The 14,447-nt window shown below is 69.7% G+C and carries 17 protein-coding genes; 11 read left to right on the top strand and 6 right to left on the bottom strand.

From position 1 onward, the window contains the following. The first annotated feature begins 97 nt into the window (after positions 1 to 97). The 4 genes from ON37_RS22815 (at position 98) to ON37_RS22800 (ending at position 2,853) form a co-directional block, all read left to right on the top strand. The gene (locus tag ON37_RS22815; RefSeq protein ID WP_040722156.1) at positions 98 to 727 is read left to right on the top strand and encodes a TetR/AcrR family transcriptional regulator; all 630 of its coding nucleotides are present in this window, start codon (positions 98 to 100) and stop codon (positions 725 to 727) included. After that, positions 724 to 1,602 carry a fructosamine kinase family protein gene (locus ON37_RS22810; RefSeq protein WP_245553371.1) on the top strand — a complete coding sequence of 293 codons (879 nt, stop codon included), beginning with the start codon at positions 724 to 726 and terminating at the stop codon, positions 1,600 to 1,602. Before ON37_RS22815 ends, ON37_RS22810 begins: the two co-directional genes overlap by 4 nt. 165 nt (positions 1,603 to 1,767) lie before the next feature. After that, positions 1,768 to 2,154, top strand: a complete 387-nt coding sequence (gloA2, locus tag ON37_RS22805) for an SMU1112c/YaeR family gloxylase I-like metalloprotein (RefSeq protein ID WP_040722154.1) — start codon at positions 1,768 to 1,770, stop codon at positions 2,152 to 2,154. A gap of 207 nt (positions 2,155 to 2,361) precedes the next feature. After that, on the top strand, positions 2,362 to 2,853 hold the full coding sequence (locus ON37_RS22800; protein ID WP_040722152.1) for a peptidylprolyl isomerase: 492 nt from the start codon (positions 2,362 to 2,364) through the stop codon (positions 2,851 to 2,853). Between the two features lie 91 nt (positions 2,854 to 2,944). Here ON37_RS22800 and ON37_RS22795 read toward each other — a convergent pair whose 3' ends face one another. Next, complete coding sequence (locus tag ON37_RS22795; RefSeq protein ID WP_040722150.1) at positions 2,945 to 3,670, bottom strand: SDR family oxidoreductase; 726 nt, start codon at positions 3,668 to 3,670, stop codon at positions 2,945 to 2,947. 101 nt (positions 3,671 to 3,771) lie between these two features. Here ON37_RS22795 and ON37_RS22790 point away from each other — a divergent pair, with 101 nt between their 5' ends. Continuing rightward, positions 3,772 to 4,644, top strand: coding sequence for a helix-turn-helix domain-containing protein (locus tag ON37_RS22790; protein ID WP_040722148.1), 873 nt, complete (start codon positions 3,772 to 3,774; stop codon positions 4,642 to 4,644). Here the strand turns inward: ON37_RS22790 and ON37_RS22785 are convergent. After that, the gene (locus ON37_RS22785) at positions 4,582 to 5,292 is read right to left on the bottom strand and encodes a metal-dependent hydrolase (RefSeq protein WP_040722147.1); all 711 of its coding nucleotides are present in this window, start codon (positions 5,290 to 5,292) and stop codon (positions 4,582 to 4,584) included. The genes ON37_RS22790 and ON37_RS22785 overlap by 63 nt on opposite strands. 42 nt (positions 5,293 to 5,334) lie before the next feature. Beyond that, entirely contained in the window at positions 5,335 to 7,605 is a 2,271-nt protein-coding gene (locus ON37_RS22780; protein WP_051031935.1) for a serine/threonine-protein kinase, read from the bottom strand. Between the two features lie 271 nt (positions 7,606 to 7,876). On the opposite strand from ON37_RS22780, the gene ON37_RS22775 reads away from it, so the two are divergent. The 6 genes from ON37_RS22775 (at position 7,877) to ON37_RS22750 (ending at position 10,720) form a co-directional block, all read left to right on the top strand. Then, entirely contained in the window at positions 7,877 to 8,623 is a 747-nt protein-coding gene (locus ON37_RS22775) for an SCO6745 family protein (RefSeq protein WP_040722145.1), read from the top strand. 115 nt (positions 8,624 to 8,738) lie between these two features. After that, a complete protein-coding gene (locus ON37_RS22770; RefSeq protein WP_040722143.1) occupies positions 8,739 to 9,011 on the top strand; it encodes a hypothetical protein in 273 nt (90 codons plus the stop codon). Next, on the top strand, positions 9,008 to 9,415 hold the full coding sequence (locus ON37_RS22765) for a hypothetical protein (RefSeq protein ID WP_040722141.1): 408 nt from the start codon (positions 9,008 to 9,010) through the stop codon (positions 9,413 to 9,415). The genes ON37_RS22770 and ON37_RS22765 overlap by 4 nt, the downstream gene beginning before the upstream one ends. Positions 9,416 to 9,481: 66 nt before the next feature. After that, positions 9,482 to 10,021, top strand: a complete 540-nt coding sequence (locus ON37_RS22760) for a hypothetical protein (protein ID WP_040722139.1) — start codon at positions 9,482 to 9,484, stop codon at positions 10,019 to 10,021. A 70-nt stretch (positions 10,022 to 10,091) separates the two neighbouring features. After that, positions 10,092 to 10,400: a hypothetical protein gene (locus ON37_RS22755; RefSeq protein ID WP_051031934.1), complete on the top strand. Its 309-nt coding sequence runs from the start codon at positions 10,092 to 10,094 to the stop codon at positions 10,398 to 10,400. After that, positions 10,397 to 10,720, top strand: coding sequence for a ribbon-helix-helix domain-containing protein (locus ON37_RS22750; RefSeq protein ID WP_157171552.1), 324 nt, complete (start codon positions 10,397 to 10,399; stop codon positions 10,718 to 10,720). The genes ON37_RS22755 and ON37_RS22750 overlap by 4 nt, the downstream gene beginning before the upstream one ends. Here the strand turns inward: ON37_RS22750 and ON37_RS22745 are convergent. The 3 genes from ON37_RS22745 to ON37_RS22735 form a co-directional block, all read right to left on the bottom strand. Beyond that, the gene (locus ON37_RS22745; RefSeq protein WP_051031933.1) at positions 10,686 to 12,188 is read right to left on the bottom strand and encodes a MutS-related protein; all 1,503 of its coding nucleotides are present in this window, start codon (positions 12,186 to 12,188) and stop codon (positions 10,686 to 10,688) included. The genes ON37_RS22750 and ON37_RS22745 overlap by 35 nt on opposite strands. Then, on the bottom strand, positions 12,185 to 13,705 hold the full coding sequence (locus ON37_RS22740) for a MutS-related protein (RefSeq protein WP_040722136.1): 1,521 nt from the start codon (positions 13,703 to 13,705) through the stop codon (positions 12,185 to 12,187). Before ON37_RS22740 ends, ON37_RS22745 begins: the two co-directional genes overlap by 4 nt. A 170-nt stretch (positions 13,706 to 13,875) precedes the next feature. Next, on the bottom strand, positions 13,876 to 14,447 hold a 572-nt coding region (locus tag ON37_RS22735; RefSeq protein WP_479687407.1), incomplete at its 5' end, for an SRPBCC family protein.

Below are 14,447 nucleotides of genomic sequence, written 5' to 3'. Positions count from 1 at the left end.
CTGCGCGCCACGACCCGCGGGGTGCGGGCTCGTCATCGGCGCTGCGGTGGTCGATGGGCCACAATGTGCGCATGGCCGACCTCCACGAAACCCCGGCATGGCCTCGCTGACCCGCCCCGGCTCCCGGTCCCGGCAGCGGGACGAGCGGCGCGAGGCGGTGGAGCGGCGCGTGCTCGCGGCCGTGGACCGACTGCTGGATACCGGGGTGACCTATACCGAACTGCCGGTGGCCCGGATCGCCACCGAGGCCGAGATCGCCCGCTCGACCTTCTACCGCTATTTCCCGGACAAGAGCCGGTTGCTGATCCGGATGGCGGACCTTGCCACCGACGAGCAGTTCCGCACGGCCGAACAATGGTGGGCCGCAGACCATCTCGACGGTGAGGACGGCGTCGTCGCCGCGATGCGGCTGATGATCGCCGGCACCCGGGCGCATCATCGGGTGCTGCGCGCACTGACCGAGGTGGCCGGATACGACCGCGACGTAGGGCGCTACTGGCAGGATCGGGTGCGGCGCTTCACCGAACTGGTCCGCCTGCGGCTGGACCGGGAGCGGGCTGCGGGCCGCGTCCCCGCCGACCTCGAGGTCGACGCCACCGCTATCGCCCTGACCTGCATGGTCGAGCGCGCGATCGACTTCACCTTCGCGACCGGAAATCCGGTCGGCGACGAGCAGTTGGCGCGGGCGCTGGGCCGTGCGATCTGGCAGACGGTGTACGGGTCGTGAGCGCGCCGGATCTCGCGCCGTATCTGGCCTCGATGCTGGGCGCGGCGGTGGTGACGCAGAGCCGCGTCGGCACCGGGCACGCCTGGACCCTGCATCGGGCCGTACTCGCCGACGGCCGCGCGGTCTTCGTGAAAAGAGCCGCGGGCGAATCGGATTCGGTGACACTGCGCGCCTTTCGTGCCGAGGCCGACGGACTGCGCTGGCTGCGCGAGGCCGACGCCGCCGATCTCGTACCGCCGGTGCTGGCCGCCGACGATCGAACGCTGGTACTGCCGTGGGCGGATTCGGTGCCGCCCACCCGCGCCGCCGCCGAACGCTTCGGTGTCGCGCTCGCCGAACTCCACACCCATGCCGTCGATCGCTACGGCGCACCCTGGGCGGGATGTATCGCCACACTGCCGCAGGACAACACGATGGTCGCGGGGGAGTGGGGCTCGTGGTATGCCCGCCACCGCCTGCTTCCGCTACTTCCCGCCGCCGCAGCGCACTTGGGGCGCAGGGGAATCCGGCTCGTCGAGCGCGTCATCGCCGGGATCGGCGAGCTGGCCGGACCGCCGGAACCGGCCTGCCGGATCCACGGTGACCTGTGGTCGGGCAATGTGCTGTGGACCGAGTCGGGCGTCCGGCTCGTCGACCCGGCAGCCCACGGCGGTCATCGCGAGACCGATCTGGCCATGCTCCGACTGTTCGGCGCGCCGCATCTCGATCGCATTCTCGGAGCGTATCGAGAGCGTTTTCCACCGGCGCCCGGAGCGGAGGAGCGAGTGGCGCTGCATCAGCTGTATCCGCTGCTCGTGCACGTCGTTCTGTTCGGTGCGGGATACCGGGAGCAGGCCGTCCGGGCTGCGGAGAAGGCGCTCGCCGGCTCCTCGTAAATGGACCCTTCGGGAGTCACTCGCGTTGACGGCTGCGCGGAAAATTTAAGGATACCGGTATGACATTATGCGCATCTACGCATTAGTTGGTGAGGCGTCCTGGAGCGGCGCCACACGCCGCCCCGCTGCTGAACAGCAGCAGGGGAGAGGCGATACCGTCGGGCGATGGAGTTGCGGCGGATTCACCACGTGGCGATCATCGCGTCGGACTATGCGCGGTCGAAGGTGTTCTATACCGAGGTGCTGGGATTGCGGGTGCTGGCCGAGCACTATCGGGCCGAGCGGCGTTCCTACAAACTCGATCTGGCGCTGCCGGACGGGGCGCAGCTGGAGTTGTTCTCGTTCCCGGACCCGCCGGCGCGGCCGTCACGGCCGGAGGCGTGCGGGTTACGGCATCTGGCATTCGCTGTCGATGATGTCGCCGCGGCCCTGGCGGAACTGTGGGGGAGGGGAGTACCGATCGAGGAGACCCGCATCGACGAATTCACCGGCCGCCGTTTCGGTTTCTTCTTCGATCCGGACGACCTGCCGATCGAGCTCTACGAAGCGTGAGCGGGAAGGGCTCGGCGCTCGAATCCTGAGCGACTCGTTCAGGGGGAAATGGAGATATGCGCATCTAAACATGTGTCTCGCCTATGCCCGCGTCTCCCATCCTCGACACCACTCACGACAAGCTCAAAAGCCCCGACGACGAAGCAGTCGCCGCTGGACGGGTGAGGGGGGTCCGATGGGTGTAGGCGGCTGCCATACGATGGCCGGATGACCACAGTGTTGCTCAACACATCAGCCGGGGACATCACCCTCGAACTCGACGAGGAGAAGGCGCCGCAGACGGTTGCCAACTTCGTGGACTACGTGAAGTCCGGTCATTACGAGGGCACGATCTTCCACCGCGTGATTCCGGGCTTCATGGTGCAGGGCGGCGGGCTGACCGCCGATATGCAGCAGAAGCATGCGCCCAACCGGGTGCAGAACGAGGCCAAGAACGGTCTGCGCAACGACAAGTACACCGTTGCGATGGCGCGTACGTCGGACCCCCATTCGGCGTCGGCGCAGTTCTTCATCAATACTGCCGACAACGACTTCTTGAACTACCCGGGCCAGGACGGTTGGGGCTACGCGGTGTTCGGTCGGGTGGTGGACGGCAGTGCCGTCGTCGACGCAATCGAGGGCGTGCGTACCGGTTCGAAGGCCGGCCATCAGGATGTGCCGGTGGAGCCGATCACCATCGTGTCCGCGTCGGTGGCCTGACCCGCCGTCGCGCACCCGCCCCGGATTCGGCGCCGAGTTTCCGCGCCGGATGCGGGGCTTTGTGCGTTTTTCGGGTGCGTGTGCCCTGACGTCAGACGAGGCGGTGGCCGCCCTCGACGTGCAGGACCGTTCCGGTGATGAATTCGTTGTCGATGACGGCGTGGAACGCGGCCGCGATATCGGCGGGCCGGCCGACCCGGCCGGCGGGCAGGCGTTCGGCCATGGCGGCGAGCCGGTGATGTTTGTCCGCGCCGGCGAATTCGTCCCAGATGGGGGTGTCCACCCATCCGGGGGAGACGGCGTTGACCCGGATCGGCGCCAGTTCGAGGGCGAGTGCGCGGACCATGCCTTCCAGGGCGGCATTGGCCGTGGCGACGACGGAACCGCCGGGTGCGGGCCGGTAGGCGGCGATCCCGGAGGTGAGGGTCAGTGAGCCGCGCAGCTGTTCGGCCGCGTACTTGGCGACCAGCCAGGGGCCGAGGATCTTGATGTCGAAGACGGTGCGGGCGTCGGTGGTGGGCAGTTCGGTGAGGGCGCCGTAGCCGTGGCGCATGTCGGCGGCGGTGACGACGACATGATCGAGGGGCCCCACGACGTCGAACAGGGCGGCGACGGACTGTTCTCGGGCGATGTCGACGCGATGGGTGCGTACCCGCTCGCGGCCCAGGCGCTCGGCGGCGTCGGCGAGCCCGCGTTCGTCCCGGGCGGCGATGTCGACGTGGTGGCCGGCGGCGAGGAGCCGTTCGGCGAGGGCGTAGCCCATGCCGGAGCTGCCGCCGATGACGAGGGTTCGGACCTGGTCGGTGTTGTCGGTCATGGTTTTACGGTGCGGCTGCGCGGCGGCGGTGGGGAGACCGGCTGTGGCCTGGTCCCGGCAGGGCCACCCCGCGACGGCGTGGGAGCGGGCACACTGGATGTGTGAGTGATCGTCGTGCCCTGGGGGATTTCCTGCGTGCCCGCCGTGCGCGGCTGCAACCGTCGCAGGTGGGTTTGCCGCCGGGCACGCGGCGGCGGCAGACGGCGGGGCTGCGTCGGGAGGAAGTGGCGGCGTTGGCGGGGCTGAGCGTCGACTACTACATCCGGTTGGAGCAGGGGCGCGATCGGAATCCGAGCCGGGAGGTGCTGGCGGCGCTGGCGTCGGCGCTGCTGCTGGATGCGGAGGAGGCGGCGCATCTGGAGCAGGTGGCGCGGTTGGCGGGTGCGCGGACGCCGGCGGCGTCGGCGCCGATCGAACGGGCGGGTGCGGGGCTGGTGTCGCTGCTCGAATCGGTGCGTCCGACACCGGCTTTCGTCCTCGATCAGGTGAGCAATCTGCTGGCCGCGAATCCGGAGGGGTTGCGGCTGCTGTGGGGTATCGAGCAGTGGGAGCCGGTGCGGCGCAACCTGATCCGGTATGTGTTCACGCACCCGGCGGCGCGTACGGTGTTCGAGGACTGGACGGGCATGGCGCGCGATTGTGTGGCCCATCTGCGGGTCGTGCAAGGTGCGGGTTCGCATCCGGGTGAGCTGGCCGCGCTGACGGGTGAATTGTGTGCGGCGAGTGCGGATTTCGCGGCGCTGTGGGCGCATTACGATGTGCGGACCAAGCGCGGCACGCGCCGGATGTTCCGGCATCCGGCGGTGGGGCGGATGGAGTTGACGTCGGAGATTCTGACGGCGCCGGACGGTCAGCGGTTCGTCGCGTTCCAGGCCGAGCCGGGCAGCCCGGATCGCGACGCGGTGACACTGTTAGGGCTGGTGGGTGATGACGTACCAGAGCGCGGCGAGGGTGCCGAGCACGAACAGCGGTGAGATGACCCAGGTTTCGACCTTGTTGCCGGTGCGGTCGATGATCGGGATCCGGGTGCGGATGTCGAGGGGCCAGAACAGCCGGCAGCCGCGGTCGGTGAGGCAGTCGCCGATGAGGTGGGCCAGCGCGCCGAGTCCGACGGAGAACGGCAGCCACGCCGGTTTGTCGGAGATCCACTGGTCCATGGCGAAGGTGCCGGCGACGGCGAGGACGGTGATGGTGGCGTAGGAGCGGAATCCTTCGCCGGGCGGGCACAGGTTCAGCGCGCGGACGGCGAGGGCGAGCAGGAAGAAGACCAGGCCGAGGGTGAACCAGCGGCCGATCCAGTGTTCGCCGGCCCAGGTGCCGTAGGCGACGGCGGCGACGAAGGCCAGGGAGTGGGTGGCGTGGCGGTGTCCGCCGGAGACGGTGGAGATGATTTTGCAGGCGGTGTGTGTGATCGGACCGAGTGCATGCGAGATGGTGCCGCTGGGGTGGTCGGCGTCGGGGAGCAGTGCGGCGCCGGCGGTGAGGAAGGTGCCCATCAGCAGGTCGACGGTGCCGAGGTGGCCGATCTGCGCGGCGGGGAAGGTGAGAATCGAAAGTGGTAGCGCGGCAGCGGCTCCCGCCCACGCGAGCGCACCACTGGTCGCATGTGAATGTCCTAGCACCGCCTCGAGGTTAGCCGATCTTGGTCGTTCGTCCGTAGCCGGTCAGGAGTGGGATGGGGGGTCGAGGACGCGGTCGAGGGCGTTGAGGTCGGATTCGAGTGCGTAGAAGGTGCGCAGGGTGATGAGGAAGGCGAAAACGCCTCCGACGCAGAGGCCGACGATGGGGCCGATGACGATTTGCTGTTGGTCGGGGGTGAGGAACACCAGTCCGGCGGGGACGCCGACGAGTGGGACGCAGGCGGCGACGCCGAGGTAGATGCGGCTGCGGTGGACCATGCGGCGCAGCATGGCGGCATCGGCGGGGGTGGTGGTGCCGGCGGCGACCAATCCCGGGTAGTACCAGCGCAGGACGAAGTAGGTGACGGGGAAGTAGGTGTAGACGACGGCGACGCAGGCGGCGACGAGGTTGCTGGCGATGAGGCTGGTGGTGAGTCCGGCCGGTAGACCGCCGAGGGTGTGCAGTTTGATCAGGAAGATGCCCAGTGCGGCAAGCCATCCCACGAAGGTGGCGATGGCGATGCGGTCGCCGCAGGCGAGGGTGTCGGCGCGGGCGCGGGCCAGGGTGGCGGCGTCGAATTGCCGGCCGCGGCGTAATCCGTTGGGGACGACGAAGACCGAGCGGCACCAGTAGACGAGTGCGGCGATGCCGACGGGGTAGGCGATGAGGATGACGAGCAGGCCGAGGCGGATCATCTGCTGGGCGGCGTCGAGGCCGAGCGCGTCGCGGATGAGTCGCAGGTTGTGGGAGCCGAGGTAGAGCCCGGCGAGGAGATGGCCGAGCAGGCTGGACAGGGTGACCACGGGCATGGGTCGCATGCGCAGGCGGGCGCGCAGGCTGTTGGCGGGTGGGTCGACGAGGTCGCGGGCGGCGCGGTCCTGGCTGAGGTCGAGGTGCTGGGCGAGTTCGGCGCCGCTGGTGTAGCGGTCGTCGGGGTCGGGGGACAGGCAGGTGAGCAGGGCGTGGCGGAGGAGTGCGGGGGTGTCGGGTGGGAGGTCGGCTTCGAAGCGGCGGGCGATGGGGTTGCGGCGCCGGTCGATCATGGCTTGCAGGGATTCTTCGGTTTCGCCGGCGTCGTGGCCGTCGTCGAAGGGGATGTGGCCGGTGAGCAGTTCCCACAGCACGACGGCGAGGGCGTAGAGGTCGGCGCGGGTATCCAGATCCGCTGCGGTCGTGGCCGATTCGGGGTGGCAGGCCTCGAGTTGTTCGGGGGCCATGTAGGGCAGGGAGCCGCCGAAGTAGGCGACGGGGTTGGCGCCGGGGAGGTGGCGGCTGAAGCTGATGTTGAAGTCGGCGAGTTTGGGTTGGCCGTCGGCGGTGAGCAGGACGTTGGCGGGTTTGATGTCGCGGTGCAGGATGCCGCGGCGGTTGGCGTAGTCGAGGGCGGTGGCGAGTCGGCTGCCGAGCCAGGCGACGGTTTCGGGCCAGGTGAGGCGGGCGAGTTCGGTGCGGGTGGGGGAGGGTTGGGGTTCGAGGACGCCGCCGGTGGTGGTGGCGGCGTCGATGGCTTCCAGGAGGAGTCGGCCGTTGCGTTGGTCGGGGGTGGTGCGGCGCAGCAGGCGCAGGACACCGAGCAGGGTGCCGCCGGGCACGTACTGCATGTACATGAGTTTGAGGTGCTGGTCGGTGATCTGGCGCTGGTCGAAGACGCGGACGATGTGGTCGTGGTCGAGTTGGGCGAGGGTTTGTGGTTCGCTGCCGCGGTCGTGGGAGATCTTGACCGCGACGAGTCGTCCCATGGAGCGTTGGCGGGCGAGGAAGACGCGGGCGAAGGCGCCTTGGCCGAGGGGGAGGAGCAGGTCGAAGTCCTCGACGGTGGCGCCGGGGTTGATGGTGTCGAGGGCGTCGAGTGCGGTGGGGTCGGCGAGCATGGTGGTGCGCAGTCCGGGTGCCGAGGGCGGTAGGTCCTCGAATCGTTCGGTGATGCGGGCCATCTGGGTGGGGTAGTCCTGTTCGTATTCGCGGAGGTCGACGGTGTGGTCGTGGCGGCGACTGCGGGCGTTGATCTCTTCGAAGACGAGGTCGGGGGGCAGGGGTGCGGCGGCGAGTTCGGGGAAGCGGTCGCGGTAGTCGGCCAGGCGTGGGGCTTCGGCGTCGCGTTGCCAGCGTTCGTGCAGGTCGATTTTGATCAGTTCGATGAGTGCGGAGCGGCGCAGCGTGGGTTCGGCGGGGAGGTGCGCGGACAGGTCGGGTGGTTTGCCGGCTATTTGCCATTGTTGGGCGAAGCGGGCGACGAGAGACGTCAGCGCGGCCTGTGTCGCGGTGGCGCGGTCGGCACCGGGGTCGGGTGCGGTCGCGCCGAGGTTGTCGGTCATCCTCGCTCGCTTCGAGATCGTGGTACCCGGGCCCGGTCCCGAGGATAGGTGAATCCTCCCATGAATATTCGGGAATGTGCCGATACCGTTACGTTATACGGGATTTCGCGGCGGCGGGTGTGCTGCGGGTGTGTGCAGTGGGTTAGCTCGGTGTTGTCGGCGGATTGCGGTCAGGGGCTGGCGTTAGTGGACCGTAGCGAGATAGGCTGCGGTCGATTTGTCGGAGTGTCCGAGCGGCCGCCGTGGCCGCTCTCGTCGAAAGGGGTCCGCCGTGTCGGTGCCGGCCGCGGTGAAGTCCGAGATCCAGAACATCGGGGGCGCGTTCATGTTCTCCCGGGAGGCGAAGGCGTTCGGTGCCGCCACCGGAGTGGACGGGTTCATCGGGCCCTACACCCGCGGGCGCGGCAGTGTGCTGGGTGAGGTCGACGCCGATGTGGTGGCCGCGGCGTTCGGGTTCTTCCAGCCCGATACCGTGCGCGCGGCGTGGGAATCGGTCTCGATGCCGGTGGCGGAGGCGGCGGCCGGATATCTGGCGGCCTGCCAGGATTTCGGTCGCCGTAAGCTGGCCGGCTTCGAGTCCGCCGAGCGGCTGGCCGAGTTGCTGCAGGTGGTCGTCGACGCCGCGGAGGTGGCGGGGGTGAGCCTGTTCGCGGGCTGGCGCGCCATGCCGCTCGCCGCGGATGCGCCCGGGCGGGTGCTGCAGTTGATTCACTGTCTGCGCGAATTGCGTGGTGGGCTGCATCTGATGGCGGTGCGGGCGAGTGGCTTGTCGCCGTTCGAGGCGGTGCTGATCGGTGGCTCGCCGCGCGCGGACGGCCCGACTCAGGCGAGGTTGTTCGGCTGGGGCGATCGGGTCGATGCCACGGAGGTGACGGCCGCGCTGCGGGAACGCTGGGCCGCGGCCGAGGCGCTGACCGACGTACTGATCGCGCCGGCGTTCGCCGGGCTGGACGAGCAGTCGGCCAAGGAGCTGGTCACCGGGCTGCAGGAGGCGCACGCGACGGTCTTCGGCCGCTGACCCCGAGGCGATAGCGTTGCCGCGCAACGATGTTCGCGTCTGTGGTGGCGAGCGTCGGGCGCGGCGGCGGTCTCTCCGGTGTCGGGGGCTTGCCATACTGTCGTAAGCTGATGGTATGGCGGAGACGAAGAAGGTGACGATCTCGGTCCCGAAGGATGATGTGTCCACCCTCGAGCGGTGGAAGGCCGCCGGGCGCATCGACAACCTGTCCGCCTATGTCTCGGCCGCCTTGCGGGATCGGATGAACCGCGATATCTCCCTGGATGCGATCGAGTCGGCCTTCGGTGGTGTGCCGCCGTTGGAGTTGGTGAATCGGGCCCGCGCTCAGCAGGGGTTGCCGCCGCTGTCGGCGGATGAGCTGGATCGTCCGAGCGCCGGCGCCGCGTGAGCCCGGCCGCACTCGGCGGCGTGGTGTTCGACACCGCCGCGGTGGTCGGCTGGACGCGGCGGCTGCCGTATGTGCATGCGGTGGCGTGGGCGACGGCCAATGCCGGCCATACGATCGTCGTTCCGGCCGCGGTGGCCGCGGCCGGGCAGGCGCTGATCAGCTCCGACCGGCTCGATATCCTCGCGGTGCTGCTGGAGTTGCCGCACACGGTGGTGACCGGTTTGGACACCGGAGCCGCGGTGCGGGTGGCGACCGCGCTCGCCGGTCGATCCGATGCCGACGCGCTGGTGGCCGCGGGACAGGCCGCGTGTGAGGCGGTCGCGCGCAATTGGCCCTGTTTGACCGCTCGGCCGGATATGTTACGGCGCATCGACCGCGCGGTGTTGGTCGATCCGCTGCCGTGACGATGCGGTTGCGGTGAACAACTGCGGCTGCTGCCGCCGTGTGACGACGAGGAGAGGACCGCGACGATGTCAACGGCCCTGAGCCCCAGGATTTCTCGGCTGCGCCAGTTGATCGACCATCCCGCGACCGGTGCGGCCGAACGGGAGGCGGCGCAGCGGATGCTCGACCGCATTCTGGCCAAACATCCCACCGCCGGGCAGCGCGGCGATCGCGACTACGGCCCCCGCTACCATCGCGTCGGCCGGCATGCCACGCTGGCCAGCATCGCCGAGATGATCAGCCAGGACATCGCTTTCGCGAAGATCTTCAGTATGCCGCAGCATCGTGCGGAGATCGTCGAGCGTTCGCCCATTCGCGATGCGCCGGTGGAGATCAGCTACTCGGTCGATGCGCCGTATGTCGGCAAGATCATCGTGACCATCGAGGGCGTCCCGCGCGAGTGGGGATGGGTCAGTGACTGCGGGATCGACAATCCGAGTCCGGCGCTGCAGGAACTGGCCGACGAGCTGGCCGAGATCATGAACGCCTACAACCACGACGGCAGCGATATCGGTAAGCGCTTCTTCGCCTGCGTGCGGGTTCCGGGCCGCACCCTGATCTGGTGATCGGCCGACCCGGGCGGATGGGTGGTCACCACTGCCCGGGCCGGTAATACACGGGTATTATGGTGGCTGCGTGGAGTACGCATGGTGGATCGGAATCCACTCGTTCCTGGCTCGCGCCGAGGTGGCGCCCTGGGAGGTGATGGAGGTGCTGTATTCGTCGCGGCGCTGGGCACGCCCGGCCCGCACCCGCGAAGGGCTGCCGGTCACCACTGTCTGGGGGCGGACCGAGGCGGGTCGTCCGCTGGTGGTGATGTTGCGGCCGCTGCCGTCGCCGCCGCGAGTGCCGGCGGCGGCGACCGACACCTGGGAGATCCTCATGGCCGCGCAGATGCGCCCGCACCAGCTCGAGGAATACACCGCATGGGAGGCGAACCGATGACCGACAAGGAGACATTCGAACCGGCGGCCGGCGCCGACCCGCAGGCGATCGTGGACGGGCTGGTCTTCGACGATGCCGCCGCCGCGCCGGCGCTGCCGCCGACGGGCGAGGAGGTCGAGCGGGGCATGGTGACCACCTCGCTGAAGCTGCCGAAGGATTTGCGCGACCGAGTCCGGGAGGCGGCCGCCGAGCACGGCATCACGCCGTCGATGCTGATCCGCCAGTACATCGAGATGGGTCTGCTGTCCGAACAACCCGGCCGGATGATTCCGCTGTCGGACGCGATCAGGGTGTTGAGCAGCCTGCGTCCCTCGGCGTGACCGGCGGGCTGCCGAAGACCTGCGCGAAGATGTCGTCGCCGTGGCCGCCGGGTTCGGGCGCGCCGGGCACGACGCGGTGCGTGCGCCGGCCCTCGGCGGTGCGTTCGGCGCGCAGAAACAGATCACCCGGGTGCGCGTCGGCGTGCCGGGCGCGGGCGTAGTCGTAGAGGTGGGTGACGAAGACGACCTTCACGCCGGACTCGGTGAGAGCGCGCAGCAGCGGCGCGGTGATCCGGGTGGCGTCGCGTTCGCCGGTGGAGGCGAAGGCCTCGTTGCACAGCAGCAGCCCGTGCGGGCCGATCCGGTCGACCATGGCATTCATCCGGACCAGTTCGTCGACGAGCTTGCCGTAGGACAGGGTGCGGTCCTCGTCGGCGACGAACTGGCTGAAGACGCCGTCGCGCAGGTCGGCGGCGAATTCCTCGGCGAGCACGAACATTCCGGCCTGCATCATCAGCTGCGCGGCGCCGAGGCTGCGCGCGAAGGTGGTTTTGCCGCCGTTGTTGGCGCCGGTGATCACCAGCAGGGACCGGCCGTCGGCGTCGAGGTCGTTGCCCTGCACCGCATTCGGTTCGCTTCCCAGGGCGAGGGTGAGATCACGCAATCCGCGGCATCGCAGCCGGAGCGCGCCGGCCGGGTACGGCCGGGGCAGGCAGTAGGGGATGCCCGCGCGGTCCAGCCGGTCCCGCAGGGCGAGACATCCGAGGTAGAACGCGGTGCTCTCGTGGAGCCGGAGGAAGAAGGTGTGCAGTTCGTCGGCGGCGGCGACCACGACATCGGCGAGCGCGGCCAGGGCTGTGTCCTTCAGCGCGACGACGGGATCGGAGTGGACGTCGCCGTCGTGGGCGGTGTCGAAAATGTCTGCGCTGCGGGCGAATCCGAATCGCTGCCGCCGCGCGCGGGGCTCGTGCACGACGATGTCGGCGATCTTGTTACCGGCCCCGAGACCGGCCTCGATCTCGAGGCCGCGGTCGAAGCGCAGCAGGCGCAGGTGTTCGTGCACCGCCGCCAGGTAGGTGTCGTCGAACTGCCGTGTGGTCGCGATCAGGTCGGTCCAGCCGGCGGCGGTGAGGTGGTGGGCTTCGCGGTCGAGCACCGTGCGCAGCCGGCGCAGCAGATCCAGCTGGTGTGCGAACGGTGTCAGGGCCAGTACCAGCTTGCCGTGGGCGCGGCGCCTGTTCCCGGTGGGCCAGCGGCGTACCGTGGTCGCCGCGGCGGCGATGGCGTGGATCTGGCGCAGCAGCCGCGGCCGGGCGCAGCTGTCGGTGAGGACGTCGTGGCGGTGGGCGATGACCGCCGGGTCGGCCGCGGTGGTGGTGAGGGCGGCGCGGATCGCGTCGACCACCCCGGGCGGGGTGTCCGCCAATGCCTCGAACAGGGCGGGCATTCCCAGATCCGCGACGACGGTGTCACCGTGGTTCGGCGGCGTGGGTTCGGCCCCGTCGGGGTGCAGCAGCCGAACCTTCATCGGGCCAGCCTCGCCAGCACGGTGTCGTAGCCGAGGCCGTAGTGTTCGGCCAGTTCGGTGGCGTAGGCGTTGCCGTCGGCGGGGCGGCGCACGATGCGGAAACTGCGCCGGGTGCGATCGTGCGGCTCGGTGAGCGCCACCATCGACACCACCTGGGGTCCGGCCTCGGCCAGTTCGTCGAAGAAGCTCACCCAGACCCCGCGGACACCGCGGCGGGTGAGGCGGTGCAGGACGTCGGCGGCGATGCGGACGCCGTCGTGGGTGGTGGTGGTGCTGAAACTCTCGTTGAGCACGATCACGGTGTCCGCGGTCGCGGCATCGAGGATGGCGCGCACGGCCCGGAGGTCGGTCAGCAGCCGCCCGTCCGGGTCGTCGGCGCGTTCGCCGTGTTCGAAATGGGTGCAGAGGCGATCCGGGAGCGGCAGCTGCGCGGCGCGGGCCGGGACCGGGCCGCCGAGCGCGGCGAAGTAGATCAGTTGTCCGACGGTGCGCGCGAAGGTGGTTTTGCCGCCCTGATTGGGGCCGGTCACCACCAGGATCCGTTCCGGATCGGTGAGCCGGAAGTCGTTGCACACCAACGGTTGTGATGTCCGCGCGGCCAGGGCGAAGTCGAAGGCCGCGGTGGCGTGGATCGGTTGTCCTCCGGTGGCGAGGGTGGGCAGGCAGATGGCGCGGTGCGCGCCGGCGGCGCGGTGGGCGAAGCGCCGATAACGCAGATAGAACTGCAGCTCGCGATCGAATTCCGAGATCTGCGCGGTGATGAAATCCCGGTGGCGGTGGGCGAATTCGGCCAGTCGCGCGAACGGTTCCGGATACCGGTCGGCGACGCGGTCGAGGATCTGTTCCTCCGTGTGATTCATATCCGGCCACTGCGGGACCGGGCGGGTGGTGCGGGGCTGCTCGGCGCCGAAGCGGGCCAGCAATTCGGTCACGGTGGCGGTGTAGTCGGGCGCCGGCCGGGCGGCGCTCACCTCGAGGCTGCGGTCGATCAGACGCACCCGGTAGCGCACCCGCGCGAGGTCGGCGCGCATCGCGTCGATGTCGCGGATCAGCGCGCGCACGGCGGGGCCGGCGCAGTAGCTGCCGAGGTGGTCGCGCCAGCGGCGCAGTGCGGGTGAGCGCAGCGGGAGCCGGGTGATCGCCGCGTGCAGGGCGGTGATCGTCGCGACGTAGGCGGCTGCGGCATCGAGCTGCCAGCGGTGGCGCTGGTGCGGGTGGTACAGGCCGGCGGCCACCTGTAGACGGTGCCGGACCTGCCACATGCCGACAGTGAATTCCTCTGCGGCTGCGCGGATCTCGTCGTCGTCGAGATCAGTGAACACCTGGTGGCGGAATCGGATGGTGTCGGGGTCGCGGACCGGGCGGCGCAGCAGGGGAGCGAGCCGGTAGTCGTCGCGGTCGCCGATGACGGCGGCGATCACCGCCTCGATCTCGAGGTCGCGGCGCGCCTGGTCCGCGATCTCGACGGCGGCGATGCGCTCGGGCGGCGCGGGCCACAGAATGCTGACGGTGTCCATCCCCACCCTTCCCGCACCCGCGGCGTATCGGCCGGTGGGGTGCTGTTCGGCCAGGTTAACGAGATAACTTACCGGCCGTCAAGTAATCAGCAGGGGTGGTGAGATATACAGCTAACTGTTCAGTTGGCTTGTCGAATGGTTCCCGGCCCGCCCACGGGTAGGGCCCCGGCTCACCGGTAGGTGTCGATCAGCGCCGCCACCCGCTGCTGCGGCCACGGGCAGCGGATCTCGCCCAGGACGGCGGCGAAGAACAGCTCCAGATGGACCTGCCAGGTGGCCAGCAGTTCGGCGCGGTGGGTGTCGAGGTCGCGGGGCAGGGTGTGGGTGAGGTCGACGCGGGTGCCCAGCTGTGGGTCGGCGACGATCTCCCACCGGACCCGGCCGGCGGGCCGGCCGGCGCGGCGCACCGGGTAGGTGAGCAGCCGCGGCGCGTCGAGTTCGCTGATCGGGTCCGGTTCGACGGCGGGGTTGGTCGCGCGCGCCGGTGGCCGTTCTCCGATGTGCAGGGCGGCGCCCTCGGTCAGCACATCCCATACCGCGTCGGCGGGCCGCCATACCAGGTCGCGCGAAAACCGCAGCGCCACTGCGGATTCCGGGCCTCCGGCGGGTTCGACGCGGCCGCGGCCGAGACCGAATTTCTCGACGTAGGCTTCGGCCCGGCTCAGCCATTGCGCCGGGACCGAGCCGGTGCCCGCGGGTGGCGGTGCGGCGTGGCCGCTGTCGAGGGCGGCGGCCAGGCTGG

Origin of the sequence: Nocardia veterana NBRC 100344 (assembly GCF_000308855.1) — a bacterium.
Lineage (GTDB): Bacteria > Actinomycetota > Actinomycetes > Mycobacteriales > Mycobacteriaceae > Nocardia > Nocardia veterana.
This window is presented reverse-complemented; position numbering and strand designations above follow the sequence as displayed.

What these genes read in the sequence shown, in the direction of transcription:
- ON37_RS22815 (WP_040722156.1), top strand. Translation starts at nt 98, where the DNA reads ATGGCCTCGCTGACCCGCCCCGGCTCCCGGTCCCGGCAGCGGGACGAG.
- gloA2 (WP_040722154.1), top strand. Translation starts at nt 1,768, where the DNA reads ATGGAGTTGCGGCGGATTCACCACGTGGCGATCATCGCGTCGGACTAT.
- ON37_RS22800 (WP_040722152.1), top strand. Translation starts at nt 2,362, where the DNA reads ATGACCACAGTGTTGCTCAACACATCAGCCGGGGACATCACCCTCGAA.
- ON37_RS22795 (WP_040722150.1), bottom strand. Translation starts at nt 3,670, where the DNA reads ATGACCGACAACACCGACCAGGTCCGAACCCTCGTCATCGGCGGCAGC.
- ON37_RS22780 (WP_051031935.1), bottom strand. Translation starts at nt 7,605, where the DNA reads ATGACCGACAACCTCGGCGCGACCGCACCCGACCCCGGTGCCGACCGC.
- ON37_RS22770 (WP_040722143.1), top strand. Translation starts at nt 8,739, where the DNA reads ATGGCGGAGACGAAGAAGGTGACGATCTCGGTCCCGAAGGATGATGTG.
- ON37_RS22760 (WP_040722139.1), top strand. Translation starts at nt 9,482, where the DNA reads ATGTCAACGGCCCTGAGCCCCAGGATTTCTCGGCTGCGCCAGTTGATC.
- ON37_RS22750 (WP_157171552.1), top strand. Translation starts at nt 10,397, where the DNA reads ATGACCGACAAGGAGACATTCGAACCGGCGGCCGGCGCCGACCCGCAG.
- ON37_RS22745 (WP_051031933.1), bottom strand. Translation starts at nt 12,188, where the DNA reads ATGAAGGTTCGGCTGCTGCACCCCGACGGGGCCGAACCCACGCCGCCG.
- ON37_RS22740 (WP_040722136.1), bottom strand. Translation starts at nt 13,705, where the DNA reads ATGGACACCGTCAGCATTCTGTGGCCCGCGCCGCCCGAGCGCATCGCC.